At 70.3% G+C, this 24,507-nt stretch carries 24 protein-coding genes; 15 read left to right on the forward strand and 9 right to left on the reverse strand.

Translation table 11 applies throughout. The annotated features are described in order from the left end of the window. Positions 1-66 precede the first annotated feature (66 nt). On the reverse strand, positions 67-297 hold the full coding sequence (locus PCA76_RS00655; protein ID WP_272614537.1) for a winged helix-turn-helix domain-containing protein: 231 nt from the start codon (positions 295-297) through the stop codon (positions 67-69). Positions 298-573: 276 nt separating this feature from the next. Between PCA76_RS00655 and PCA76_RS00660 the strand changes: the two genes are divergently transcribed. Beyond that, a complete protein-coding gene (locus tag PCA76_RS00660; RefSeq protein WP_272614538.1) occupies positions 574-837 on the forward strand; it encodes a hypothetical protein in 264 nt (87 codons plus the stop codon). Positions 838-967: 130 nt separating this feature from the next. On the opposite strand, the gene PCA76_RS00665 is transcribed toward PCA76_RS00660, so the two are convergent. Beyond that, entirely contained in the window at positions 968-2,104 is a 1,137-nt protein-coding gene (locus tag PCA76_RS00665; RefSeq protein ID WP_272614539.1) for an epoxide hydrolase family protein, read from the reverse strand. 85 nt (positions 2,105-2,189) lie between these two features. On the opposite strand from PCA76_RS00665, the gene PCA76_RS00670 reads away from it, so the two are divergent. The 9 genes from PCA76_RS00670 (at position 2,190) to PCA76_RS00710 (ending at position 10,345) form a co-directional block, all read left to right on the forward strand. Then, entirely contained in the window at positions 2,190-2,834 is a 645-nt protein-coding gene (locus tag PCA76_RS00670; RefSeq protein ID WP_272614540.1) for a TetR/AcrR family transcriptional regulator, read from the forward strand. Between the two features lie 87 nt (positions 2,835-2,921). After that, positions 2,922-5,513: an ATP-dependent chaperone ClpB gene (clpB, locus tag PCA76_RS00675; protein ID WP_272614541.1), complete on the forward strand. Its 2,592-nt coding sequence runs from the start codon at positions 2,922-2,924 to the stop codon at positions 5,511-5,513. Positions 5,514-5,614: 101 nt separating this feature from the next. Next, a complete protein-coding gene (locus PCA76_RS00680; RefSeq protein WP_272614543.1) occupies positions 5,615-5,995 on the forward strand; it encodes a hypothetical protein in 381 nt (126 codons plus the stop codon). Positions 5,996-6,167: 172 nt separating this feature from the next. Then, complete coding sequence (locus PCA76_RS00685; RefSeq protein ID WP_272614544.1) at positions 6,168-6,788, forward strand: DUF4178 domain-containing protein; 621 nt, start codon at positions 6,168-6,170, stop codon at positions 6,786-6,788. A 92-nt stretch (positions 6,789-6,880) separates the two neighbouring features. After that, positions 6,881-7,642 (forward strand): hypothetical protein, encoded by a 762-nt coding sequence (locus PCA76_RS00690; protein WP_272614545.1) that lies wholly within the window; start codon positions 6,881-6,883, stop codon positions 7,640-7,642. A 72-nt stretch (positions 7,643-7,714) separates the two neighbouring features. Then, positions 7,715-8,380, forward strand: coding sequence for a hypothetical protein (locus tag PCA76_RS00695; protein ID WP_272614546.1), 666 nt, complete (start codon positions 7,715-7,717; stop codon positions 8,378-8,380). A gap of 11 nt (positions 8,381-8,391) precedes the next feature. Beyond that, a complete protein-coding gene (locus PCA76_RS00700) occupies positions 8,392-9,201 on the forward strand; it encodes an SDR family NAD(P)-dependent oxidoreductase (RefSeq protein ID WP_272614548.1) in 810 nt (269 codons plus the stop codon). A 169-nt stretch (positions 9,202-9,370) separates the two neighbouring features. Then, positions 9,371-9,910: an orotate phosphoribosyltransferase gene (gene pyrE, locus PCA76_RS00705; RefSeq protein WP_272614549.1), complete on the forward strand. Its 540-nt coding sequence runs from the start codon at positions 9,371-9,373 to the stop codon at positions 9,908-9,910. Positions 9,911-9,967: 57 nt separating this feature from the next. Further along, a complete protein-coding gene (locus tag PCA76_RS00710) occupies positions 9,968-10,345 on the forward strand; it encodes an ArsR/SmtB family transcription factor (RefSeq protein ID WP_030332125.1) in 378 nt (125 codons plus the stop codon). A gap of 169 nt (positions 10,346-10,514) precedes the next feature. On the opposite strand, the gene PCA76_RS00715 is transcribed toward PCA76_RS00710, so the two are convergent. The 3 genes from PCA76_RS00715 to PCA76_RS00725 all read right to left on the reverse strand — a co-directional run bounded on the left by PCA76_RS00715 (position 10,515) and on the right by PCA76_RS00725 (position 14,884). Next, positions 10,515-11,336, reverse strand: coding sequence for a DedA family protein (locus tag PCA76_RS00715; protein ID WP_272614551.1), 822 nt, complete (start codon positions 11,334-11,336; stop codon positions 10,515-10,517). Positions 11,337-11,466: 130 nt separating this feature from the next. Then, positions 11,467-13,041 (reverse strand): LPXTG cell wall anchor domain-containing protein, encoded by a 1,575-nt coding sequence (locus tag PCA76_RS00720; RefSeq protein ID WP_272614553.1) that lies wholly within the window; start codon positions 13,039-13,041, stop codon positions 11,467-11,469. A gap of 256 nt (positions 13,042-13,297) precedes the next feature. Then, entirely contained in the window at positions 13,298-14,884 is a 1,587-nt protein-coding gene (locus PCA76_RS00725) for an LPXTG cell wall anchor domain-containing protein (RefSeq protein ID WP_272614554.1), read from the reverse strand. Between the two features lie 181 nt (positions 14,885-15,065). Here PCA76_RS00725 and PCA76_RS00730 point away from each other — a divergent pair, with 181 nt between their 5' ends. Both PCA76_RS00730 and PCA76_RS00735 read left to right on the forward strand, forming a co-directional pair. Beyond that, positions 15,066-15,545 carry a SigE family RNA polymerase sigma factor gene (locus tag PCA76_RS00730; RefSeq protein ID WP_272614555.1) on the forward strand — a complete coding sequence of 160 codons (480 nt, stop codon included), beginning with the start codon at positions 15,066-15,068 and terminating at the stop codon, positions 15,543-15,545. Between the two features lie 2 nt (positions 15,546-15,547). Next, a complete protein-coding gene (locus PCA76_RS00735; protein WP_272614556.1) occupies positions 15,548-16,609 on the forward strand; it encodes an LCP family protein in 1,062 nt (353 codons plus the stop codon). A 66-nt stretch (positions 16,610-16,675) separates the two neighbouring features. Here the strand turns inward: PCA76_RS00735 and PCA76_RS00740 are convergent, their stop codons facing one another. Both PCA76_RS00740 and PCA76_RS00745 read right to left on the reverse strand, forming a co-directional pair. Further along, positions 16,676-18,220: an LPXTG cell wall anchor domain-containing protein gene (locus tag PCA76_RS00740; RefSeq protein ID WP_272614557.1), complete on the reverse strand. Its 1,545-nt coding sequence runs from the start codon at positions 18,218-18,220 to the stop codon at positions 16,676-16,678. Between the two features lie 146 nt (positions 18,221-18,366). Beyond that, positions 18,367-18,579, reverse strand: coding sequence for a hypothetical protein (locus PCA76_RS00745; RefSeq protein ID WP_272614558.1), 213 nt, complete (start codon positions 18,577-18,579; stop codon positions 18,367-18,369). Positions 18,580-18,703: 124 nt separating this feature from the next. Here PCA76_RS00745 and PCA76_RS00750 point away from each other — a divergent pair, with 124 nt between their 5' ends. Then, positions 18,704-19,087, forward strand: coding sequence for a phage holin family protein (locus tag PCA76_RS00750; protein ID WP_272614559.1), 384 nt, complete (start codon positions 18,704-18,706; stop codon positions 19,085-19,087). Between the two features lie 135 nt (positions 19,088-19,222). After that, a complete protein-coding gene (gene fbaA / locus PCA76_RS00755; RefSeq protein WP_272614561.1) occupies positions 19,223-20,248 on the forward strand; it encodes a class II fructose-bisphosphate aldolase in 1,026 nt (341 codons plus the stop codon). Between the two features lie 54 nt (positions 20,249-20,302). On the opposite strand, the gene PCA76_RS00760 is transcribed toward fbaA, so the two are convergent. Next, positions 20,303-21,502 (reverse strand): LOG family protein, encoded by a 1,200-nt coding sequence (locus tag PCA76_RS00760; RefSeq protein WP_272614562.1) that lies wholly within the window; start codon positions 21,500-21,502, stop codon positions 20,303-20,305. 248 nt (positions 21,503-21,750) lie between these two features. Between PCA76_RS00760 and PCA76_RS00765 the strand changes: the two genes are divergently transcribed. Next, the gene (locus PCA76_RS00765) at positions 21,751-22,179 is read left to right on the forward strand and encodes a DUF3151 domain-containing protein (RefSeq protein WP_272614563.1); all 429 of its coding nucleotides are present in this window, start codon (positions 21,751-21,753) and stop codon (positions 22,177-22,179) included. A gap of 45 nt (positions 22,180-22,224) precedes the next feature. Here PCA76_RS00765 and PCA76_RS00770 read toward each other — a convergent pair whose 3' ends face one another. Next, on the reverse strand, positions 22,225-24,018 hold the full coding sequence (locus tag PCA76_RS00770) for a chromosome partitioning protein (RefSeq protein ID WP_336298038.1): 1,794 nt from the start codon (positions 24,016-24,018) through the stop codon (positions 22,225-22,227). Positions 24,019-24,507 lie beyond the last annotated feature (489 nt).

A 24,507-nucleotide genomic window follows, 5' to 3' on the forward strand; every position in this document is an offset into this window, starting at 1 on the left:
TCGGTATCAGCGACCTCGGGGTATCCAGGGCGGTGGGTTACCCCGACATCCGCAATGTCGTGTCGATCACGAGCCTCTATTCGGGTCCGTGACGTAGGTGCCCTTGCCCTGATGGCCTTCGATCAGCCCTTCGGCTTGCAGGATCAGCAGAGCCGAGCGGACCGGCTCGGCTGACACGCCATAGTGCCCGGTCATCTCGCGGAGCGAGGGCAGCTTGTCACCCGGCGCGTACTCGCCGGAGCTGATCTTGTCGCGGATGTCCTGCGCGATGCGTTGGCGGTCCGAAACTCGGGGCATGGGGCGACTCCTGGTAGGCCCCAAGATCTTCCCATGCGGATGGTCGTTCGGCCAACACTGTGCGTGCTAAGCATGGTCACTGGTTGTCCTGCAATGCTTTGCATTGTATGTTGTCGGTGCGGGCGCTTGGAGCGAAAAGCCTGGTAGGCAGCCGGCCTCTCGGCCTGGTCGTCCGCATCGCGCTGGCACGGCCGGGCGCTCCCTCGGGCGACCGGCCGTGCCAGCGATCCGCAGCGAGAGAGGATCACGAGCCATGCCTCACCTGGTGCAGTGGCGATGACCGGGCGGTTTGTCATTCACCTGCCGGTCTCGGCGCCCGACCTGGCTCGGGCCAAGATGTTGGGCCGCACCGCCGGTCGGTCGTTGGCCTTCCTCGCCCGGATCGACCTCGGCGGGATCACCGTCTCCACCGAGGACGACCAGGGGGTGCGGCACTGGGTCTTCTGCGATCAGCGGTTGGACGGCGGCCGTCGCTGCGTACTGCGTGCCGACCATGAGACCCCCTGCACTGCCCGCCTGCCCCGACGATTCGGCCGGTAGGGCCGCGACGGAAGGTTGATCAACTCGGTTTTGGTGATGTCGCGGTGTCCCGGCAGTCCGGATGCCCCGACTTCCGGGAAGCCGAGTGGATCAAGCGCCGGAGCCTGGGACGCGCCGGAGTGCGCCGTGGTCAGCGGAGGCTGGCGAAGAACTCGCGGATGTCGGTGACCAGCACCTCGGTGGCCTGGTGGGCGGCGTAGTGACCGCCGACGTCGCCGCGGCCCTCGACGTCCGTCTCGTACGCCGTCCAGCGGACGATGTTCGAGTGGTCCCGCTCGGCGAAGCGGCGTATGGACTGGAAGTCGCCGGGGAACATGGCCAGCGCGGTCGGCGCGGTGGTCGGCGCGGTCGGTGGCTGCTCGGCGTGCGCGTCCTCCCAGTAGAACCGGATCGCCGAGGCGGCCGTGCCGGTGAACCAGTAGAGCGCCACGTTGGCCAGGACGAAGTCGACGTCCAGGCTCTCGTCGAAGAGCTGGGCGTTCCAGGCGAGCAGCCCGACCGGGGAGTCGGCCAGCGCGAACGCCAGGGTCTGCGGCTGCTGGCTGTGCACCTGGTTGAAGGAGAACTTGTTCTCGTAGAACCACTGCAGGTGCGCCAGCGCCGCCTGGTCCGCCTCGGAGAGCCCGGCGAACTCGGTCGGGTCGCCCGAGGGGAACGAGAAGAGCTGGGTGACGTGTACGCCGAGCACGTGCTCCGGGTCGACCCGGCCCAGTTCCGGCGCGACCATCGAGCCGGCGTCGTTGCCGATCGCGCCGTAGCTGTCGTACCCCAGGCGGTTCATCAGCTCGGCCCAGGCGCGGGCGGTGCGGTGCCGGTTCCAGCCCGCGCTGCGGGTCGGGCCGGAGAACCCGAAACCGGGCAGCGACGGGATGACCACGTGGAAGGCCGGCGCGTCCGGGTTGGTCGGCTCGGTGAGCGGGGCGATCACGTCGAGGTATTCCAGCACCGAGCCGGGCCAGCCGTGGGTGAGCACCAGCGGGGTGGCGTCCGGCCGGGATGACCGGACGTGCAGGAAGTGGATCTGCTCGCCGTCGATCTCGGTGACGAATTGGGGGTGCGCGTTCAGTTGGGCTTCGACGGCCCGCCAGTCGAACCCGTCGCGCCACCGGTCGGCGAGGGCGCGCACCCGGTCGGTGCTCATTCCGTAGGCGTCGCCCGCGCCGGGCAGGTCGGCGGGCCAGATGGTGCGGCCCAGTCGGTCGGCCAGGTCGTCGAGGGCGGTCTGCGGGATCTCGACGCGGAACGGGCGGATGGTGGTGCCGGTCATCTCGGAACTCCTTTGGAACGGAATGTTTCGTTCTGCAATGAGAGTAGCAGACCGGAACGATCCGTTCCACTGTTAGTCTGAGGCCATGCCGACTCCCCCCGCGAAGACGATGGCTGGCCGCCGTGCCCAGGCCGCCCGCAACGACGAGGTCATCCTGGAAGCCGCCCGTGCGGTCTTCCTCGACGACCCGAAGGCCCCGATCGCCGCCGTCGCCGAACGCGCCGGCGTCGGCATCAGCGCCCTCTACCGGCGGTACGCGGGCAAGGAGGACCTGCTGCGCCAGCTCTGCCACGACGGGTTGCGCCGGTACGTCGCCGAGGCCGAGGTGGCCCTCGCCGAGCCGGACGACTGGGCTGCGTTCGCCGGGTTCCTGGCTCGGGTGGTCGAGGCCGACGTGCACTCGCTCACCGTCCACCTGGCCGGCACCTTCACCCCGACCGAGGAGATGGGCCGGGACGCGATGCGCGCCAACGAACTGGCCACGGCGCTGTTCCAGCGGGCCCACGCCAGCGGGCGGCTGCGACCGGACGTGGTCGTGCAGGACCTGGGGCTGGTGCTGGAGGCGTGCGCCGCGGTGCGCGTACCCGATCCGGACCGGACCGGGGAGCTGCGCCGACGCCAGCTCGCGGTGCTGCTGGCAGGTCTCTCGGCGGCCCCGGCCACGGACCCGCTGCCCGGCCCGCCCCCGGTGGCCGGTGAGTTCGACTGGCGGTGGCGCCGTCGAGGGTGATGGGTGTCACAGCGGTAGGGTTGAGCGGAATACGCTCAACTCTGGTTGTGTCCAACCCAGATGGACAACGCCGATCCGGGGGAGCCCATGAACACCGAAAGACTCACCACCAAGAGCCGCGAAACCATCACGGGCGCCGTCGCGCTGGCCAACCAGCGTGGTCACGCCACCGTGGAGTCCTGGCACCTGCTGCTGTCACTCCTGGACACCGATGGCTCGACCGCCACCGGTCTGCTGCGCGCCGTCGGGGCCGACCCCGCCGAGCTGCGCCGGGCCGCCCAGCGCGCGGTCGACGCCCTTCCGGCCGCGCGCGGCTCGAGCATCGCCGAGCCGACGTTGGCTCGGGAGTTCGTCAACGCCATCGGAGCCGCCGAGCAGATCGCCCGGCCGTTGGGCGACGAATACACCTCCACCGAGCACCTGCTCGCTGGCCTGGCCCGGGTGGGCGGCGCGGTGTCCGGTGCGCTGAAGACGGCCGGTGCCACCGAGGAGGCCCTGGTCGCCGCCTTCCCGACCGTTCGGGGTGGGGATCGACGGGTCACCACCGCCGACCCGGAGCAGACCTATCAGGCCCTGACCAAGTACGGCGTCGACCTCACCGCCAGCGCCCGGGACGGCAAGATCGACCCGGTCATCGGCCGCGACTCGGAGATCCGCCGGGTCATCCAGGTGCTCTCCCGGCGTACCAAGAACAATCCGGTGCTGATCGGTGAGCCCGGCGTGGGCAAGACCGCGATCGTCGAGGGTCTGGCCCAGCGGATCGTCACCGGCGACGTGCCCGAGTCGCTGCGCGACAAGAAGTTGATCTCGCTGGATCTCGGCGCGATGGTCGCCGGTGCGCAGTACCGCGGCCAGTTCGAGGAGCGGTTGAAATCCGTACTGGAGGAGATCAAGAACTCCAACGGGCAGGTCATCACGTTCCTCGACGAGCTGCACACCGTCGTCGGCGCAGGCAAGGGCGAAGGCTCGATGGACGCCGGCAACATGCTCAAGCCGATGCTGGCCCGTGGTGAGCTGCGGATGGTGGGGGCCACCACGCTGGACGAGTACCGGGAGCACATCGAGAAGGACCCGGCGTTGGAGCGTCGTTTCCAGCCGGTGCTGGTCGGCGAGCCGACGATCGAGGACACCATCGGCATCCTGCGTGGGCTCAAGGAGCGCTACGAGGTGCACCACGGCGTACGGATCACCGACGCCGCGCTGGTCGCCGCCGCGACGCTGTCGGACCGCTACATCACCGAGCGGTTCCTGCCGGACAAGGCGATCGACCTGGTCGACGAGTCCGCGTCCCGGCTCCGGATGGAGATCGACTCCCGGCCGGTCGAGGTTGACGAGATCGAGCGGGCGGTCCGCCGGCTGGAGATCGAGGAGATGGCGCTGGCCAAGGAGCTGGACGCCGCCTCGGCCGAGCGGTTGGAGCGACTTCGTAAGGAGTTGGCCGACAAGCGTGAGCAGCTCACCGTGCTCTCCGAGCGCTGGCAGACCGAGAAGAGCCACATCACCAAGCTCTCCACCGCCAAGGAGGAGCTGGAGCGCCTCGGCGGCGAGGCCGAGCGGGCCGAGCGGGACGGGGAGTTGGAGAGGGCCGCCGAGCTGCGCTACGGCCGGATCCCCGCGCTCAAGGTCGAGCTGAAGCAGGCCGAGGAGGAGCTGGCCCAGCTCCAGGCCGATGGCGCGATGCTCAAGGAGGAGGTCGGCGCCGACGACATCGCCGCAGTGGTCGCCTCCTGGACCGGCATCCCCGCCGGTCGCCTTCTGGAGGGCGAGACGGCCAAGCTGCTGCGGATGGAGGAGTCCCTGGGCGGCCGGGTGGTCGGCCAGGCCGAGGCGGTGGGCGCGGTCTCCGACGCGGTACGCCGTGCCCGAGCCGGTATCGCCGATCCGGACCGCCCGACGGGCAGCTTCCTCTTCCTCGGCCCCACCGGGGTCGGCAAGACGGAGCTGGCCAAGGCCCTCGCCGAGTTCCTCTTCGACGACGAGCGGGCGATGGTCCGCATCGACATGAGCGAGTACGGCGAGAAGCACTCGGTCGCTCGGCTGTTGGGTGCCCCGCCCGGTTACGTCGGTTACACCGAGGGTGGGCAGCTCACCGAGGCGGTGCGCCGTCGGCCGTACTCCGTGGTCCTGTTGGACGAGGTGGAGAAGGCCCACCCGGACGTCTTCGACGTGCTGCTCCAGGTGCTCGACGACGGCCGGCTCACCGACGGCCAGGGCCGCACGGTGGATTTCCGGAACGCGATCCTGATCCTCACGTCCAACCTGGGGTCGTCGGTGATCAGCGACCTGACGCTGGCCGATGAGCAGCGTCGGGAGGGTGTCCTGGCCGTGGTCCGGTCGCACTTCAAGCCGGAGTTCCTCAACCGGCTGGACGACATCGTGGTCTTCGCCTCGCTGCGCGGCGACGACCTGCGCTCCATCGTCGACATCCAGCTGGACCGGCTGCGGCGGCGGCTGGCTGACCGCAGGCTCGGCATGGAGATCACCGACGCCGCTCGGGGTTGGCTCGCGGAGCACGGCTACGACCCGATCTACGGTGCCCGCCCGCTACGCCGCCTGGTCCAGACGGCAATCGGCGACCAGTTGGCAAAAGCCCTCCTGTCCGGCCAGATCCGCGACGGCGAAACGGTGAAGGTAGACCGAGCCACCGAAGCCAACACCCTGACGGTCACCCCCGCCTGAACGCGGTGATCAAGAGGTTTGCGTCATGGCGGCGTTTTCTCATGACGCAAACCTCTTGATCAACAGGGTGGAGTGGGGGCTGGCGGGGAAAGGGTGGAGGCATGTTTGGGATGCGGAAGGCTTGGGAGCGGGAACTGGACGCGGCCGTCGACGAGTTGGTGGCGGCTGACACGCTCGCCTTTGGCGGAGTGGGGATCGCCGGCACGCTGCTGCCGGTGACCGAGGCGTACCACCGGGTCGAGGCCGCCCTCGGCGACCACCCCGAGGAGGCGCGTCGCCAGCTCGACCGGGTGCTGGCCGACGGCACACCCGCCGGCCGGGCGTACGCGGCCACGCTGCTGGAACGGATCGACCCGGCGGCGGCCCGAGCGGCCTGGACGTCGCTGCGGGACGACCCCAGCGAGTTCACCACCTTCGTCGGCTGCGTCATGGACCGCGAAACCCTTGGAAAGTACGCCAGCCAGCGGCTCGCCGCGGCTTGAACCATTCGCAGGCACCGGGAGAGCCAACGCCCGCCCGGCCGCCCCGGTGCAACCACGCACTCCGGGCGACCCCACGGGTGCCGTCGGTAGCTGAGCTGTCGGTCACGGTACGGGTCCCGCTGATGCCGAAGGTTGTTACCGTCTGCGCCGAAGTACCTGGGGGGATGGTCGGGTGGGCGGGTCAGTGACGTACCTGGTGGCGGCGCTTGCCGTACTTGTCGTGGTCATGGTCGTGGTCGTCGTGCGGGCCCGGCGGCGGTCGGCGGCCCGACCCGACGGTGCGCTGCCGCCCGGACGGCCGGCGCGCGACCGTCCGGCAGAGTCGCTGCGCGACAGCCCGCTCCGCCTGGCCCTGGGCGACCGCGTGCGGATCCGCGAGCAGGAGTACGCGGTGAGCGGCACCATCCGCCTTGTCGAGGGCGACTGGAGCTGGGTGCAGCACCTGCTCGACGACGACTCCGGCACCCGGCACCGGCTCTCCGTGGAGGACGGCCCCGAACTGGAGTTGGTGCTCTGGACGGCCGAGCCCGGCGCGACCGTCACCCCGGGCGCCCCGACCATCGACCTCGGCGGGCTGCGCTACACCTGGGCCGAGACCGGGCAGGCGCGTTACACCGCCACCGGCGAGACCGGGCTGACGTCGGCCGGGACCATGCGCTACCACGACTACCAGTCCGGTGGCGCCGCGCGGCTCTCCTTCGAGGCGTACGGGGAAGAGGGCTGGAGAGTGGCCCGCGGCGACCTGCTGGACCCCGCCGACCTGACGATCCGCCCCACGTCCGAGGGCCACTGAGCTGGATCCGGTGGGCGCGCCAGGCTCACCACGGCATGCCGAAGTGGCTCGTTGTCGATACGGTGTGGGCGCGATCTTAGGGAAGGAGAATCGTGGTCGATTCCCAGAGCACGCCGGCCCGTCAGCGGCCATCCATTGTGTCGATTTCCAGCTACCTGCTCTTCCTGTTCCTGGCGTGCCAGGTGATCAGTCTGATCATCACGCTCAGCACCATCGGTAAGACGCGTGACGCGCTCCGCGACGCGTACGCGGGCAGCACCGCCGCCAATGCCGACCAGGTCGCGGACGTCTTCCTCGCCATCGCCCTCGGCAGCAGCATCCTGCTGCTGTTGCTCGCGATCGTGCTGGGCGTCCTGGCACTGTTCAACAACCAGGGCCGTAACGGCTCCCGGATCACCACCTGGATCGTCGGCGGCATCATGGTCTGCTGCGTGGGTGGCGGCCTGCTCAGCAATGCGGCCGGCGGTTTCGCCGCCAGCGGGGAGACCGCCGGCGACGGGCCGAGCAGTGCGGAGATTCAGCGCCGGCTGGAGGAGGCCCTGCCCTCCTGGTCAGCCCCGGTCAGCCTCCTGCTCGGCGTGATCAGCCTGATCGCGCTGCTCACGGCGCTCATCCTGTTGGCGCTGCCGAAGGCCAACGAGTTCTTCCGCAAGCCCACCGCAGGGTGGGAGCCGCCGATCCCGGGCGCCAGCTACCCGGGTTACCCGCAGGCTCCGGGTCAGCCTGGCTACCCGCAGTCGGCCGGTCAGCCGGGTTATCCGTCGAGTGGGGAGCCGAGCTACCCCCCGCCGCCGGCCCCGAACCGGCCGGACGACACGCCGCCCGGGTCGTCAACCCCGCCGTCGACGAGTTGACCGCTCGATAACCACGACGCCGACGATCCCTCCGAGTAGGTTGCAACCCGACGCCTACCGGAGGGATTCGTCGTGTCGTACCCAGAATCGGCACCGGCCCGCCGGCCCGCCGTCGTCCTGTCGGCCGCGACCGTGCTGTTGGTGATGGCGGTCGCCGCGCTCGCGTACACCGTGGTCGACCTGGTGGTGCTGGGCGGGACGGTCGACGCGTTCCGCTCCGCGGCCCGGGACACCTCGGCGAGTCCGGAGCAGATCGACGATGTGGTGACGCTGCTCCGCGCCTCCGCAGCGCTGTCGGCGGTGGTGGCTGCGCTCTCCGCGCCGGTGCTCGCCGGCCTGGCCCTCGGGCTGCTGGCTCGTCGCGCCGGCGCTCGGGTGGCCACCTGGGTGATCAGCGGGCTCGGCCTGCTCGCGGGCTGCTGCAGCGTGGCGGTGCTCGTCGGCGAACGGGCCGCGCCACTGCAACTGGGCGCTGGCGAGCAGGCTCTCGCCGAGTTGCTGGGTCTGATCGGCGACGCGTACCCGTCGTGGTGGATTCCGCTCAACGCCGGGCTTTCCGTCGGGCAGGGGCTCGGTTACCTTGTAGTAGCTTTGCTGCTGGCCCTGCCGGCGGCGAACGCCTGGTTCCGTCGCCACCGCTCGACTGCGCCGACCATGCCATCCGCACCGCCCGCGTTCATGCCCGCCCCGCACCAGCCACCGTCGGCGCCTCCCGCGCCCCCGTACCCGCCCAGGTGAGGACCGCCCCCGTGACGCTCGACCCCACGACTGCCGAGCGCCGAGCCCTCGTCACCGGGGCCACCGCCGGCATCGGCGCGGCGTTCACCCGGCGGCTGGCCGCCGACGGCTGGCATCTGGTGCTGGTCGCCCGCGACGCGGCCCGGCTGACCGAGATGGCCACCGAGTTGGGTTCCACGCACGGCCGTGAGGTAGAGACGATTCCGGCGGATCTGTCCACCGACGACGGCTGCGCCATCGTGGAGCAGCGGCTCGCCGACGGCAGTCCAGTTCACCTCCTGGTCAACAACGCCGGGATCAGCCTGAACAAACCGTTCCTGCGCTCCACGGCGGAGGATGAGGCGCGCCTGTTGCGGCTCAATGTGCACGCGGTCATGCGACTGACCCTGGTGGCGCTGCGATCGATGACCGAACGGCGAAATGGGGCAGTGATTAATGTCTCTTCGGTTGCCGGGTTCGGTACGGCGATGCCCGGGTCGACCTACTCGGCCAGCAAGGCATGGGTCACCAACTTCAGCGAGTCCGTCGGTCAGTCGGCGCGGCCGTTCGGCGTCCGGGTGATGGCACTCTGCCCCGGCTACACCCGCACCGAGTTCCACCAGCGGGCCGGCATCAACATGTCCAAGACGCCGGAGTGGCTGTGGCTGCGGGCCGAGGATGTGGTTGACGAAGGCCTGCGTGACCTGCGTAAAGGCAAGATGGTCAGTGTCCCGGCATGGAAGTACAAGGTGGCCGTCGCCGGCATGCGGCACGCGCCGCGCTGGCTGCTCCATGCCGTTGCACGGGACGCCCGCGGCCGGATCGGTCGCGACGAGCGCTGAGCTTCGACAGGCCCGCCGGTCCCCGGGGGTCGTTGGCGCGGCGTTGGCGCGCCGCTATCGAGCCGGTCGCTGAGCGTAGTCGAACATTGCCAGCCATCGGTCCCTCGCGGGGCTGATCAGGGTGGACCCGACACGCGGCGTTCAGACTTGCGCAGTAACCTCTATCGCCATGGGGGACCACGACGACCTGCGTAAATTCATTACCGACCTGGCTGTGGTCCACGGACGGGTCGTGCTCTCCTCGGGGCGTGAGGCAGACTGGTACGTGGATCTGCGGCGCGTCACGCTCCATCACCAGGCCGCACCTCTGGTCGGCCGGGTGTTGCTCGACCTCACCGCCGACTGGGAGTACGACGCTGTCGGCGGCCTCACCCTGGGCGCGGATCCTGTCGCGCTCTCGATGCTGCATGCCGCCGTTCCGACCGGCCGTGCCCTGGACGCCTTTGTGGTGCGCAAGGCGGGCAAGGCGCACGGTCTACAGCGGCGGATCGAGGGACCGGAGGTGGCCGGCCGTCGGGTGTTGGCGGTGGAGGATACGTCCACGACGGGCGGAAGTGTTTTGACCGCTGTCGAGGCGCTTCGTGAGGCCGGGGCGGAAGTCGTGGGCGTGGCGGTTATTGTTGATCGAGGCGCCGGCGACGCGGTGCGAGCCGCCGGATTGCCGTACCGGGCGGCCTATACGTTGGCTGACCTCGGCCTTGTGGCGTAAAAGTTTGCCGATTCGGATCTGCTGATATGCAGGCGGATCGATGCTGCTGGTGGAAGGATGGAATACGTGGGAACTGCGTTGGCCGAAATGACTATGCCTCAGATCTCGCCGCTTAACGGCGAGCCGATCGAACGTGCCGATGCCGAGCGTCTCGCCGGGGTCCTCAAGGCCCTTGCTGATCCTGCTCGGTTGCGGCTGCTCAGCCTGATCCAGTCGGCCCCCGAGGGCGAGGCGTGCGTCTGTGACCTGACGGCGCCGCTCGGCCTCTCTCAGCCGACGGTCAGTCATCACCTGCGTATCCTCACCGAGGCTGGCTTGCTGCAGCGGGAGAAGCGCGGTGTCTGGGCGTACTACAGCCTGGTCCCGAGTGCGATCGCGACGATCGCCGACCTGCTGACCCCGCCGCGTAAGCGGGCCACCAAGAAGGCCCGCTGACGTAGGCAATACACGCCGTCCCGCGCCGGGGCGGCGTCCGGTGGCGAGCCAGGGGTGGCGCCACCGGTGGGTGACACCTGCTCGTCCCCGGCCGCACCGCCGGAGGCCGGGTGCGACATGCCGACGGCCGACCCCCTCACCAGGGGGCCGGCCGTCGTCGTACCTGGGGTCAGCGGTCCTGGCCGTGCTCCGGGCGCTGGCGGCCGTGCTGGTGCCCGTCGTGGTCGAACGCCTCACGGGCCGCTTCCACCGCGCCAGCGGCGCTGGCCGCCGCGATCACCGCGACCGCCTCGCCGCGCTTACGAGCCCGCCGATCGCGGAGGAACTCGAAGAAGATCGGCAGGACCGAGATCACGACGATCAGGGCCACCACCGGCAGGATGTAATGGTCGATCTTGTCGCCGATGGCCTGGTAGATCTGCTCGGCCAGCAGGTAGCCGATCAGCAGGATGCCGTCCACCCAGAGCACCGCACCGACGATGTTCCACAGTAGGAACTTCCGGGCCGGCATGCCGAGCGCGCCGGCGACCGGGTTGAGGAACGTTCGAACGATCGGGATGAAGCGCGCCAGCACCACGGCCTTCGCCGGGCCGAACTTGTCGAAGTAGTACTCGGCCTTCTCCACGTACTCCTTCTTGAAGAGCCGGGAGTTCGGCCGTTCGAACATCGGCCGGCCGTACCGCGCACCGAGCCAGTGCCCCAGCTGGGCGCCGGCGATCGCGCAGATCGGCCCGCCGATCAGCAGGCCTGCCAGGGAGAGGCGGGTGCCGTCGCCGAAGATCGCGTCCGCGACCGGCGACGCGGCCACCCCGGCGAGGAACAGCAGCGAGTCGCCAGGGAAGAAGAAGCCCACCAGCAGGCCGGTCTCGGCGAAGAGGATCACCCACACGCCGATCAGCCCGAAGGTCTGCAACAGATCCTTGGGATCGAGCGGGTTCAGGGCGACGCTCTCCGCGAGAGCGCGGATGTTCTCAGCTGTGTCCACGGCCACAAAGGGTACCGAAGCCCAAGGCCCCTGCCGCGCCGGACCGGCCCCTCACCACCCGCCCGCGTAGTGGGGGCCCAACGACGGTGCCCCGCCGACCGTGATGGTCGGCGGGGCACCGGTGGTGCGGGGTGGATCAGGCTACGAAGCGGGTCCGGCGGCGCTTGGCCACCAGGTAGCCGCCGACGCCCGCGGCGAGCAGCAGTGCGCCGAGGCCGGCGATCAGGCCGGTGGACTGGCCGGTGATCGGCAGCGAGCTACCGTCACCGTCACCGTTGTCGCCGCCGCCGCTGCCGCCGGTCGCGTTGATCAGAATCTTGGCGGTGTCGTTGGCCGGCTTCAGGTCCGCGTAGAAGCCGCCATCGCACTCGCAGGGCAGGTTGATCTTGACGGCGCCGGTGTCGTTCGGAACAACCTTGTCGATCCGAAGCGTGAAGTCGGCGGTTTCCTGGTCGCCGGCCTTGATGAACGGCGTCGGGTAGCAGCCGTAGACCCGGCCGCCCGGCTGACCCGGCTCGCCCCACTCCTCACCGGTGATCGGGGCGCAGAACTCCGGAGCCGCCACGACGGTGGTGTTCTTCGGGATCTCCACGTTCATGTGGGTGACCGCCGAGCCGCCGCGGCTGCGGTCCAGCGTTGCCGGTCCGTTGTTGCGGAAGCCGATGGTGACCTCGACCTCGTCGCCCTTCTTGCCCGAGGCGCTGTCGCCGATCGCCTCAAGGTCGGTGCCGTTCTTGCCGGTCACCTTGACGTTGAGGGAGGACCCGTTGTTGTCCGGCTCGGTGTCGGCCTGGGAGCCGCGGGTCCCGGCCATCGTGGAGAGCTTGGCGAGGGCGAGCTTCCCGTCGGTCCCCGGCTTGCCTACCGAGACACCCACGCTGTCGAGATACGCGTCGAAGTCCTCAAACTCTGCGGGCGTCATCCAGATGATCTCGCCGTACTCGGAACCCGGAGCGTACGAGTCTTCCCCGACTCGGTAGGCGAGGTTGGCACCGTAGGTGGCACCCGGTGCGAGGTCCTCGTCGAAGTGACAGCTGCGCAGCTCGTCGTCCACGTAGGTGCAGTTGCTGTAGTGCTTGTCCGCGCGGATGCCGTAGTCGTTGTAGAAGATGACGCTCGCCCCGTTGGCGGCAGTCTTACCGCTGTTGCTGACCTTGAGGGCGGCGGTGAACTTTCCGCCGGGTGCCGCCGACACCTCGATCTCGGGCCCGGCGGCGAGGTCGACACCCTCACCCACACGGATCTTGGCGTCATGGCTGACGGAGTCGAAACCTGCGGCGCTGAGCGTCACCTTGACGGTGCCCGCATCTCCGTCCTTCGCACCCTCGGCGGGCGCGATGACGACGGGGGCGATGCCGCCGAGGCCCCACTCCTCCACACCGATCTCAAAGGGGTCGGCGCAGAGCAGGACGCCCTTCTCGGGGGTCGTGCAGTAATCCGTTGCCGTCTCCGGCGCGAGGGTGACCTTGTCGGCCAGGTCGCGGTAGTCGTAGCGGACGGTGACGTCGCGGAGCACGACCGGGGCGCTGCTGTAGACGGTCGTGGATTCCACCTTGCCGGCGGACTTGGTCGCGATGGTCGTGTCGCCGAAGTAGACGCCCAATTCGACGGGCGCTTCCTCAGCGGCGACGGCCGGGCTGGCGGAGGCAGCGACGAACGCGCCTGCTACGCCCAATCCGGCGAGCCAGCGCCGGGTGGAGTGGGTGAGCATGAGGGGGTTCCTCCAGTTGAAGGTTCAGGTGGAGCGTGCGGATCTTAAGGAATCGCTAAGCCTGGCTGCAGCCCCGAGAGTTGCCCGTCCGGCAAGACGAACCGAAAGGTTGATCAGCGGCACCGCAATGTTCGGTCGGTCCGCTCACGCCATGACCGACTCCCACCACCCGCTGGGCGCATCCCGGGCGGTGGGGTCCAACGACGGTGCCCCGCCGACCGTGATGGTGGGCGGGGCACCGGTGGTGCGGGGTGGATCAGGCTACGAAGCGGGTCCGGCGGCGCTTGGCCACCAGGTAGCCGCCGACGCCCGCGGCGAGCAGCAGTGCGCCGAGGCCGGCGATCAGGCCGGTGGACTGACCGGTGACCGGCAGACCGCCGCCGTCACCGCCGCCCGTGCCGCCGTCACCGCCGTCACCGTCACCGCCGTCACCGCCGTCGCCGCCGTCGTCCGTCTTGGTCGGGTTGATCACGATCTTCGCGGTGTCGTTGCCCTTGTTCGGGTCACCGACCAGCGCGGTCGTGATGGCACCCGTGGCGTCCGGGACGACCTTGTCGATCCGGAGCGCGAACGAGTACGAGGTCTCGTAGTCCTTCCAGCTCTCAAGGACCTGGCAGGCGTACTCCTTCGCGCCCGGCTCACCCCAACCCGCGGTCCACGGGTCCCACTCCTTCTCCGGCGCGAATGGCACGCAGTCGAAGGGGGCTTCGACCACCGTCGTGTCGGCCGGGACAGACACCCGGACTGGCAGGTCCTCAAGCCGGATGCCCGGCGTGCCCTGGCCCAGGTACTCGAGCACCGCCGGCCCGAGGTTGGTGAAGCTCGGCTCGACGGTGACCACGTCACCCTTCTTGCCACTCGCGGTCACGCCCTTGGTGGCCAGGTCCGCGTGGTTGTCACCGGTCACCTGGACGGTCCCGATGGTCATGTTGTTCATCTTGTCCAGGTCGGTCTGAGGCACCCTCGCCCCCTGCACCGACTGCGCGACCAGACGAAGTTCCTTGCCCGTGCCGGGCTTGATGTCGTCGAGGAACCAGTCCTTGAACGCCAGATCCCAGTCGTCCGTGGTCCACCAGTCCAGTACGACCGGGAACTTGGCGCCCGTACGCGCCTCCGGGGCCACCTTGATGGGCAGGTCTGAGGAGAGCTTGTACGACTTGTTCGGCTCGATCTTCGTGTCGAACGTGCAGAAGGCGGTCATGCCCCACTCGTCGGACTTGCAGTTCGAGAAGTCCCCGCCGTAGGAGGCGAGGTATTCGGCCTGCACGACGAGAACAGCGCCTTCGACGGCGGTCTCACCGGCGTTGCGAACGACGGCCGGTAGACCAGCTTTGCCACCCGGAGCGCCGCTGGCCTCCACGGTCGGGTCGCTCACGAGGTCAACGCCCTCGGCGATGGTGATGTCGGCCGTCGCCTTGGCGGTCTTGCCACCGGAGGTGATGCTGATCGCCAGGGCGCCCTTCTGTCCTGGCTTCGCGTCGTCCTTACCCGTGACCATGTAGTTGAACCAGGGCGCCTGGCCCTCCTCGACGTCGGTCTCGCAGTGCAGCTTGGTTGCCGAAACGTCGCAGGCCCAGCCCCACGCCGACTCCACCGTGGCGAAGTCGGCGACTGCGGAGAAGTCGACGTCCACGGAGGTCTGACCGAACTTCAGCTCGGACTCGGTGTCAGTCTGCTGCGCGTAGAAGTAGCCGTAGTCAGTGTGGCCGGGCGCGACGAGCAGATCGTGCGTCCCGATCTCGAAAGGGGCTTCGGCGGCGACGGCCGGGCTGGCGGAGGCGGCGACGAACGCGCCTGCTACGCCCAGTCCGGCGAGCCAACGCCGGGTGGAGTGGGTGAGCATGAGGGGGGTTCCTCCAGTGAGGGAAGTCAGGTGGAGCGTGCGGATCTTAAGGAATCGCTAAGGCTGACTGCAGCCCCGAGCGCCGCCCATCGATCAGGTTCAACCGAAAGGTTGATCAGGGGCACCGCAACGTTCGGTCCATCCACTCCCGTCATCTGAGGCAGGAGCCCCGGGAGGTGCAGTGACGTACGAGGAGTTCGCGGACACGCGGCTGGCCCCGCTACTGCGGTACGCGGTGATGCTCACCGGCGATCCGCACCAGGCACAGGATCTGGTCCAGGAAACCATGGTCCGGGTCCAGCTCAACTGGCGTCGGGTCGTCCGGGCGGACTCACCCGAGCGCTACGTGCGCCGGATGCTCACCAACCAGTACGTCGACTGGCGGCGAGGGTCCTGGGTACGCCGGGTGCTGCTGCGCGGGGAGCCCGACGCGACGGTGCCGGTGCCGACCGACCACGCCCAGTCCGCGGTGGACCGGGACCAGATCTGGTCCTGGCTGTCCCGGCTGCCGCGCCGGCAGCGGGCCGCCCTGGTGCTGCGCTACTACGAAGACATGGCCGACGCCGAGATCGCCGACATCCTCGGCTGCGCCGTCGGGACCGTACGTTCGTCCATCTCCCGGGCCCTGGCCACGCTCCGGGCCGAGTACGTGGAGGCGTGAACATGATTGAGGACGACCTGCGTGCCGCGTTCGCCCGGCACGAGCCGTTGACCCCGTCGACCGGCCCACTGCGGGCCGCGATCGACCGGCTCGCCGCCACCCGCCGTCGCCGCAGGCAGCGGTTCCAGGCCGCCGGCGTCACGCTCGCCCTGCTCGCCGCGCTCGGAGTCGGCGTGCCGCAGCTGCGCCCCGATCGGCCGGCAGCGGACTCGTTGGTGTCTGGCCAACCAGCTGACTCGCCGACCGCGTCGCTGAACATCCTGCTGCTCGGCGTGGACGGCTTCGGCGAGGAACCGCAGTACCGGTTGGCGGACTCCATCCTGCTGGTGCACATCCCGGCCGACCGGAGCCGGCCGTACCTCATCTCGTTGCCGCGCGACCTGGAGGTGTCGGTCCCCGGCCGGGGGGTCGACAAGCTCAACACCGCGTTCTTCGACGGTGCCGGCGAGCCTCGGCCCGACCTGGACGCCGGCTACGACCTGACCCGCCGGGTGGTCGACGACCTGACCGGGGTACGCGTCGACGCTGGCGCGGTGCTGACCTTTGCGGGGCTGCGCCGGATCACCGAGGCCGTCGACGGTGTGGAGGTCTGCCTACCGAATGAGGTCCGGTCCTGGCACACCCGCCGGATCTTCCCGGCTGGCTGTCAGCGGCTCGACGGCGCTGCCTCCGTCGACCTGCTGCGGCAACGGCGGTACCTGCCCGTCGGTGCGCTCGACCGGGACCGTAACGCCCAGCGCTATGTCGACGGGCTGATCCGGCGGGTGGTTGCGCAGGACGTGCTGACCAGTCCGGTCAGGCTCAACGCGCTGCTGTCGGCCGCCGGTAAGGATCTGACGGTCGACGACGACGGCCTGCCACTGACCAGGCTGGTGGCGGTACTACCCGAACTCAAGAGCGTCGATCCGGTGGGGCTCAGCCTCCCGGTCGGCCCGCCGGTGGACAACTTTTCGCGGCTGCCGCTGGACCCGAAGCATGGCTCGGCGTTCCTCGCCGCGCTGCGCGAGGATCGGTTGGCGCAGTGGGTGGCGCAGCACCCGGAGGAGGTCAACCGCACCCGGTGATACGGACCGCGACAGCGCCCCGCCGGCCAGGTACGGGACGGCGGGGCGCAGGTCAGGCGGGGTGGGTCAGGCGACGAAGCGGGTGGTTCGGCGCCGAGCGAGCAGGTAGCCGCCCACGCCGGCGACGAGCAGCAGGCCGCCGATGCCGGCGATCAGGCCGGTGGGGGAGCCGGTGATGGGCAGCGAACCGCCGCCACCGCCGCCTTCGCCGCCGCCCTGGGCCGCGTTGACCACGATGGTGGCCCTGTCGTTGGCCGGTTTGATGTCGTCCGGGAAGCCGCCGCCGCCGGGGCACTCGCACGGCGCGTTGACCCGCACCGCGCCCCGGGCGTTGGGGATGACCTTGTCGATGCGCAGCCGGAACTTCATGGTGTACGTCTGACCGGCGACCAGGAGCATCTCCGAGGCGCACTGGTACGTGCGGGTGCCCTGCCGCAACTGACAGCTATCGGGGATCTCGACGGCGGTGGTGCCCGGCGGCAGCTCCACGTCGGTGTGGGTGGCGGCCTCGTAGTCTGCGTTCGTTCTGTCGAGTGTCGCCGGCCCGTTGTTCCGGAAGCCGACGGTGGCCGTGACGACGGCGCCGGCCCTGCCCTTGAGCGTGGCGCCGATCGCCGCGAGGTCGGTGCCGTTCGTGCCGGTGGCCTTGATGATCCACCCGGTGTAGTCGTTGCCCGGGCCGACGTCGGTCTGGTCGGCCTGCCGAATCCTGCCGGGTGCCTCGGCCAGAGTCAGCTTCGGGCCGTTGCCGCGGGTGGCCGCCCGGGCGCCGGCGGTTTCCCGCACCCGGGTCAGGTCCTCGAAGTCGGCCTTGGTCATGAACTGGGCATAGCCGGACTGGTTGGTCGGGGCGTAGGTGTCCTTGGCGAGTTCAAGGTTGAGCGTGGTTTCGAGCCCCGTGCCCACCGGAATCTCCTCGTCGAACTGGCAGGAGACGAGGTGGTCGCCGGAATAGAGGCAGTTGCTGAACCGGTCCCTGGTCCGGATCGAGTAGGCGAGGTCGAAGACCGCGACGAATCCCGTGACGGTCTCGTCGCCGACGTTGGCCACGGCCAGCGGCACCGTGAACTTTCCGCCCGGCTTGGAGGAGACGGTGGTGTACGGGCCGCCAGCAAGATCGACCCCCTCGCCGACACGGACACGCGAGGTGTAGCTGCCCTGCCGCCCGCCGGCCGCCTGGAAGCTGACGGCGACGTCGCCGGAGTCGCCGAGCTGCGCGCCTTCGGTGAGGGCGATGCGCACCTGCTTGGTCGCGTTGCGGTAGATCCCGCTGCCGGGCGGCACCATCTCGTGGAGGACGACCTCGCCGGGCTCCTTGCAGACGAGAACGCCCGGCTTGGGGGCGGCGCACTCCTGGTTTTCCCCGGCGGTCATGGTGATCTTGTCGGCCAGGGAGCTGTAGTCGTACCGCACGGAGACGTCGGTGAGGACCGTCGGCTCGTCGGCGTACAGGAACAGGGTGCGGGTGGTTGCCGCCGAGCCGACGGCCAGGGTGGCGTCCTGGAAGTAGGGCTCGATCGCGGCTGCGGCGACGGCGGGGCTGGCGGAGGCGGCGACCAACGCGCCCGCGGCGCCGAGCCCCGTCAGCCAGCGGATCGAATGCTTGAGCATGGGGGTCCTCCCGTGGGGGTACAGGTGGCGCTCGTCCAACCTAGGGAGACCCCGCCTCTTCGGTAACCCCTTGGGATCGATATTTGTCTAACGACCCGAACGGCTGAACACCTCTGTCGCAACGGGCAGTCGACCCCACGACGGGGTCAGCGGTAGTCGTCCTCGTCCCCGGTGACCACCCGGGCCTGCTCCATCGCGTCCCAGTCGTCGACCTCCAGGCCGCGGTGCGGCTCGCTGTCGACGTCGGCGGGACCGACGACGGCGGCCTGCTCGACCGCGTCGGCAGGATCGGCCTCGGGGTCGCGTTCGTCCGGGGCGAGGTGGTCGCCGGGGGTGAAGTCCTCATCGGGCTGACCCATCGTCCCTCCCGGGGGTCTCGGGGCACGGTTCCCACCCACCGTACGGGCTGGGCCGGCGCACCGCCCGGAAGCGGAGTAGGCGGAATCAGCCCTCGGGAACGCGACCCGGTGCCAGGATGGTGCCGTGGGCTTCCTCATCAGACTGGTGATCACCGCGGTCGCGTTGTGGATAACCACGCTGATCGTGCCCGGGGTCGACGTGCACGGCCGCTCGGGTGGCAACACCGTGCTCACCCTGATCGTGGTGGCGCTCATCTTCGGCGTGATCAACGCGGTGCTCAAACCGGTGATCAGGGTCGTCGGCTGCGTGTTCTACCTGCTGACCCTGGGCCTGTTCGCGCTGGTGGTCAACGCGCTGCTGTTCCTGCTCACCGACCGGATCGCCCGCGGGCTCGACCTGCCGTTCCAGGTGGACGGATTCTGGCCGGCGTTCTGGGGAGCCATCGTGATGACCGTGGTCACCTGGCTGATCAGCGTCATCGTGCCGGACAACCTGGACCGTCGGTGAACGGCTAGCGCCCGGGTCGGTTGTTCCGGCGCACCTCACCTACGGGATACTTCCGGAGGAGGACAGCGCGGTCCGGCGCACACATGAAGAACAGCGGCCAGTACGGCCGAGAGTGGTAAGTAAGGAGCGTTCGACATGCCCATCGCTTCCCCCGAGGCCTACGCGGAGATGCTGGACCGGGCCAAGGCTGGCCGGTACGCGTACCCCGCTATCAACGTGACCTCCTCCCAGACGCTGAACGCGGCGCTCAAGGGCTTCGCCGACGCGGAGAGCGACGGCATCGTCCAGGTCTCCACCGGTGGTGCCGAATACCTGTCCGGCCCCTCGATCAAGGACATGGTCACCGGCGCGGTGGCGTTCGCCGCGTACGCGCACGAGGTGGCCAAGAAGTACTCGGTCAACATCGCCCTGCACACCGACCACTGCCCGAAGGACAAGCTGGACGGGTTCGTCCGTCCGCTGATGGCCATCTCGCAGGAGCGGGTGAAGCGCGGCGAGGAGCCGCTGTACCAGTCGCACATGTGGGACGGCTCGGCCGTGCCGGTCGCGGAGAACCTGCAGATCGCCTCCCAACTCCTCGACGAGGCCGCCAAGGGCAAGATCGTCCTTGAAATCGAGGTCGGCGTCGTCGGTGGCGAGGAGGACGGCGTCGAGAACGCCATCAACGACAAGCTCTACACCACCACCGAGGACGGCCTGGCCATGGTCGAGGCGCTCGGCCTCGGCGAGAAGGGCCGCTACATGGCGGCGCTGACCTTCGGTAACGTGCACGGCGTCTACAAGCCGGGCAACGTCAAGCTGCGTCCGGAGATCCTCAAGCAGATCCAGGACGCGGTCGGCGCCAAGTACGGCAAGGACAAGCCGCTCAGCCTGGTCTTCCACGGCGGCTCGGGCTCCCTGCTGAGCGAGATCCGCGAGGCTCTGGACTACGGCGTGGTGAAGATGAACATCGACACCGACACCCAGTACGCCTTCACCCGGCCCGTCGCGGACCACATGCTCCGCAACTACGACGGCGTGCTGAAGATCGACGGCGAGGTCGGCAACAAGAAGCAGTACGACCCGCGCGCCTGGGGCAAGGCCGCCGAGGCTGGCCTGGCCGCCCGGGTCGTCGAGGCGTGCGAGCACCTGCGCTCGACCGGAACCACGATGTCCAAGTAACGACGTCCCACCGACGGCCGGCTCTCCCTCGGGAGGCCGGCCGTCGTCGTGTGGTCAGGCCGGCGCGGTGAGCAGGCGCACGGCATCGCGTACGTCGTCGGTGAGGTGGATCGTCGACGACAGGTCACCGAACGGGGACGCGGCCAGTAGCGGACGCAACAACGCCTCCACCGGCAGCTCCCGGGTCCAGTAGTCGCGGTCCAGGAAGATGTACGCGCCGCTGGCGCCGTCGGTGCCGTAGTAGGTCTTGGTGGCCGCCTGGAACACCTCCTGCACGGTGCCCGCCCGCCCCGGGGCGAAGACGATGCCGCCCCGGGCGAGCCGCAGGATGGTGTCCTCCCGGATCGCGTTCGAGAAGTACTTGGCGATCCGCCCGGCGAACAGGTTCGCCGGCTCGTGCCCGTACAGCCAGGTCGGGATGGCCAGGCCGCCGGCACGCGCCCAACCCGGGTCGTCGCCACGCTGCCGGGGCACGCCCGCGTACCGCTGCCGGACCGTCAGCGCCGTCTCCGTGTACCGGTGGTGGTCGGTGAAGTCGGGGGCGGTGGCCAGCAGGTCGATCGCCGCGGTCACCTCCGTTGCCGGCTGGTCCGCCAGGTAGGCGCCGAGGTTCGCCGCCTCCATCACCCCGGGACCGCCGCCGGTCACCACCAGCCGGTCGGCCCGCGCCAGCTCCCAACCCAGCACGGCCGCCATCCGGTACGCGGGACTGCCGCGCCGCACCGCGTGCCCGCCCATGATGCCCACCACCGACTGCGGCCCGTGCCCGGCCAGCCAGACCCGGGTGGCGTCGGCCAACGCGTTGTCCACGCCATGGTCGTGCAGGCGCTGACCGAGCGCCTCCTTGACGTCCGGCAGCGCGCCACCGTGCGCCCGGTAGTGGTCGTACACCCGGGTGTCGTACATCCCGGTGAACCCGCCCTCGGCGAACCCGGCGGCCAGTTCCTCCGGGGCGTAGAGGTGCGTCGGCTGGGTCGGGTACGGAAGCCCCGAGAACGGCGGCACCACGTTCGCCCCGCGCCGGACCAGGTCGGCGCCCACGTCGCGGGAGGCGAACCGGCAGCCCACGAAGAGGGTGCCGGCGACCTCGATGCCGGTCAGGTCGGGCACCGGCGCGAGGTCGAGGCGCAGGCCCTGCACGGTCAGCCCGGTCAGTCGCCCGGTGGCCAGCTGTCGGTCCAGCTCGTCCCGGGTCTGGATCTCGTTGGCGTGCAGGTGCGGCTCGATGACGTCCGCGGGAGGTGGGGTCGGCACCCGGCCATCCTGCCCGTCCGCCGGGGTCGGCCAAACCTCGGGCCCGGGGGGGTACGACAGGAGCCCGGTGGTCGTGGCCACCGGGCTCCTGCGTTACCGGTTCCTGGGGAGGCTCCGGACCATTAGTTGTAGTGGAAAACACCTGGCAGCGGCATAGGCCGCAGGCGTGACCAACTCCTCAGCCGTTCAGCGGAACGCGTCGGCCGACCCGCTCGCGTGTCGCCCTGTCCAGCGGGTTGAATGGGGCGATGCAGAACCTTTTGCCAGAGCCACCGGCCACCCGCCTGCCCGCGAACGACGAGGCCGACGCCGCCCTGGCTGCCGCCGAGGAGGCCGGCACCGATGAGGCGTTCGCCAGTGTGGCGGCCGGCTTCCCGACCTACAGTGCGGCCTGGGCGGCGCTCGCGGCCCGGGCGTTCGCGCAGGATCAGGTCGTCACGGCGTACGCCTACGCACGCACCGGCTACCACCGGGGCCTCGACCAGCTGCGCCGCAGTGGTTGGAAGGGGCACGGCCCGGTGCCGTGGTCACACGAGCCCAACCGGGGCTTCCTCCGCTGCCTGTACGTGCTGACCCGCGCCGCCGACGAGATCGGCGAGGCCGACGAGGCGGCCCGCTGCGCCCAGTTCCTGCGCGACTGCGACCCGGAAGCGGCGGACGCGCTGGCGAGCAACTGAGCCCGCTCCGACGGCCGGCCCGACACCGGGCCGGCCGTCGGCGGGTTACAGCCCCTCGGCGACCGCGGCGGCGATCTTCAGCCAGGCGTCCCGGGTGGCCGAGGAGAGCCCTCCGTACCGGATCGGCTCGCCACTGTCGATGAGCCGCTCGTACGGGGCCAGCAGCACCGCCCGGGTGCGGGCCGCGAAGTGCTCCTGGATGGCTGGCAGGTCGATCTCCTTGCGGGACGGCGGCATCGACACCACCGTCACGGCCTGCCGGACCAGCCGTTGCCGACCGCTCTGCTCCAGGTGGTCGAGCATCCGGGCGGCGGTCTCCGCCGAGTCGTTACGGGCCGACATGGTGACCACCAGTTGATCGGTGGCGTCCATCGATGCCTGCCAGTTCTGCGCCCGGACGTTGTTCCCGGTGTCCACGAAGATCAACTTATAGAACCGGCTGACCACCTCGCGGATCTCGGCGAACGCGGCTGCGGTCAGCATCTCGCCACCGGTCGCCGACTCGTCCGAGGCCAGTACGTCGAACATCCCCTCGCCCTGCGAGCGGACGTACTGCGACAGGTCGCCGACCCGCCCGTGCGCGCCCTGGAACTGCCCGAGGTCACGCAGCATGTCCCGCACCGTGCGGGAGTGGAAATCCTGCTGGGCGCGCATCCCGAGGGTGCCCTGGGTCTCGTTGTTGTCCCAGGCCAGCACGTAGCCGCCACGCTTCTGGCCGAACGTCATCGCGAGCAGCAGGATGGCCACCGTCTTACCGGCGCCGCCCTTCGGGTTGACCACGGTCACCTGCCGCAGACCGCCGAAGTTGCGGCGCACCATCTCGATGTCCCGCTTGAGCTCCTGCTCATGCCGCCCCGGCGAGAGCCGGAGCAGCCCCATCTTGTTGACCACCGCGCGTACACCCATGGTCGCGACCGGGTCGGCGGGCCGGACCTGCCGGCGCCGGGCGAAGTCCTCGGCGGTCGGCGCTGCGGTGTCCTCCGGCGTCCAGCTCGCGTCCGGGTATCCGGTCGCATCCGGGTAACCGGGGGTGGGCACCCGGGTCACCCCTTCGGCCTCCGGGTACGGCTGCCCGGGCGGCACACCGGCCGTGCCCTGCTGCCATGGCGGTGGATACCAACCCGGCGAGGGCGGGAACGGCCCGGGCGGTGGGGTCGCCGGCCCGGCCTGCTGGGGAGCTTGCTGCGGCGCGGGACGGCCGTGCGGCTGCTTGTTGAACTGCGTCAGGTCGGGCGGGGGCGGGATCTGCGCCGGGCCGGCCTGGCCAGGGATCGCCGGGGTGAACGACTGACCGGAGTACGCCTGCCCGGGGTGCGTCGGCGCCGAGTGCGCCTGCCCGGGGCCGGCGTGCGGTGGCTGCGGCACGGGTGGGGCGGGGATCGGGGGTGTTGCGGTGGCGGCCTCGTCCTGGGCTGGTGCGGACGACCCCGCCGGGCGTTGCGGCGGGTACGCCCACGGCGACTCGGTGGGCGGCCGCGCCGGCCCGCCGGTGGATCCGTCCTCCCCGGTCTCGCCGGCCTCCGGCGCCGACCCGGCCACGGCGGGGCTGGTTGCTACGGGGTTGGCCGTCGCGTGGCCTGTCGACGCGGGGGCTGCCGTCGCGGATTCCGCCGACGCGGGGGCTGCGGCGGCCGGGCGGTCGGTGGGCGTGGTGCCTGCGGTGGGGCGGTCGGTGGGCGTGGCAGCCGCGGACGGGCGGTCCAGGGTGAACGGCAGGTCCAGGTCGACACCTCCCGTGGTGATCGGCGAGGTGGGGCCGACGTTCGGACCCCGGTCACCGGCCTGAGCCTGCGCCGTTCCGCCTGCGGTGCTTACCGCCCCGGCTGCGGTGCTCGCCACGTCGGGTCGGCTGTCCGTCGGCGCGGAGGCGGAGTTCGGTGTCGCAGCGTTCGCAGCGTTCGCAGCGTTCGCAGCGTTTGCCGGGGTGGCGGGAATTCCGGTGCCGCCTGGCACGGCGCTGCTCGCGGGAGCGCCGGTCGCCGGCGGTGCCGGCAGGGTGCCGTGCGCTGGCGGTGCCGGCAGGGTGCCGTGCGCTGGCGGTGCCGGCAGGGTGCCGTGCGCTGGCGGTGCCGGCAGGGTGCCGTGCGCTGGCGGTGCTGGCAGGGTGCCTTGCGCTGGCGGGGCTGGCGTGGTGCCTTGCGCGGGCGGGGCTGGCGGTGGCGGCGCCGCGGCTGGCGGCCAGCTCGGCTGCGGCGGTGCCCAGCCCGACACGGCGCCGGACGGGCCGCTGACCCCCAGCCTCCGGGTGCCGGGACAGCGCCGGTCAGCGACGGGTAGTCAGACGGAGAGGGCGGCGACAGGGCCGCAGCGCCGGGCTGCCCCGGAACC

Source organism: Micromonospora sp. LH3U1 (assembly GCF_028475105.1).
Taxonomy (GTDB): domain Bacteria; phylum Actinomycetota; class Actinomycetes; order Mycobacteriales; family Micromonosporaceae; genus Micromonospora.

Bases quoted from the DNA above. Each gene is read 5' to 3' on its own strand.
- fbaA (WP_272614561.1), top strand. From the start codon at position 19,223: ATGCCCATCGCTTCCCCCGAGGCCTACGCGGAGATGCTGGACCGGGCC.
- PCA76_RS00665 (WP_272614539.1), bottom strand. From the start codon at position 2,104: ATGACCGGCACCACCATCCGCCCGTTCCGCGTCGAGATCCCGCAGACC.
- PCA76_RS00720 (WP_272614553.1), bottom strand. From the start codon at position 13,041: ATGCTCACCCACTCCACCCGGCGCTGGCTCGCCGGATTGGGCGTAGCA.
- PCA76_RS00655 (WP_272614537.1), bottom strand. From the start codon at position 297: ATGCCCCGAGTTTCGGACCGCCAACGCATCGCGCAGGACATCCGCGAC.
- pyrE (WP_272614549.1), top strand. From the start codon at position 9,371: ATGGGGGACCACGACGACCTGCGTAAATTCATTACCGACCTGGCTGTG.
- PCA76_RS00740 (WP_272614557.1), bottom strand. From the start codon at position 18,220: ATGCTCAAGCATTCGATCCGCTGGCTGACGGGGCTCGGCGCCGCGGGC.
- PCA76_RS00660 (WP_272614538.1), top strand. From the start codon at position 574: ATGACCGGGCGGTTTGTCATTCACCTGCCGGTCTCGGCGCCCGACCTG.
- PCA76_RS00670 (WP_272614540.1), top strand. From the start codon at position 2,190: ATGCCGACTCCCCCCGCGAAGACGATGGCTGGCCGCCGTGCCCAGGCC.
- PCA76_RS00710 (WP_030332125.1), top strand. From the start codon at position 9,968: ATGGAATACGTGGGAACTGCGTTGGCCGAAATGACTATGCCTCAGATC.
- PCA76_RS00680 (WP_272614543.1), top strand. From the start codon at position 5,615: ATGTTTGGGATGCGGAAGGCTTGGGAGCGGGAACTGGACGCGGCCGTC.
- PCA76_RS00735 (WP_272614556.1), top strand. From the start codon at position 15,548: ATGATTGAGGACGACCTGCGTGCCGCGTTCGCCCGGCACGAGCCGTTG.
- PCA76_RS00765 (WP_272614563.1), top strand. From the start codon at position 21,751: ATGCAGAACCTTTTGCCAGAGCCACCGGCCACCCGCCTGCCCGCGAAC.
- PCA76_RS00745 (WP_272614558.1), bottom strand. From the start codon at position 18,579: ATGGGTCAGCCCGATGAGGACTTCACCCCCGGCGACCACCTCGCCCCG.
- PCA76_RS00725 (WP_272614554.1), bottom strand. From the start codon at position 14,884: ATGCTCACCCACTCCACCCGGCGTTGGCTCGCCGGACTGGGCGTAGCA.
- clpB (WP_272614541.1), top strand. From the start codon at position 2,922: ATGAACACCGAAAGACTCACCACCAAGAGCCGCGAAACCATCACGGGC.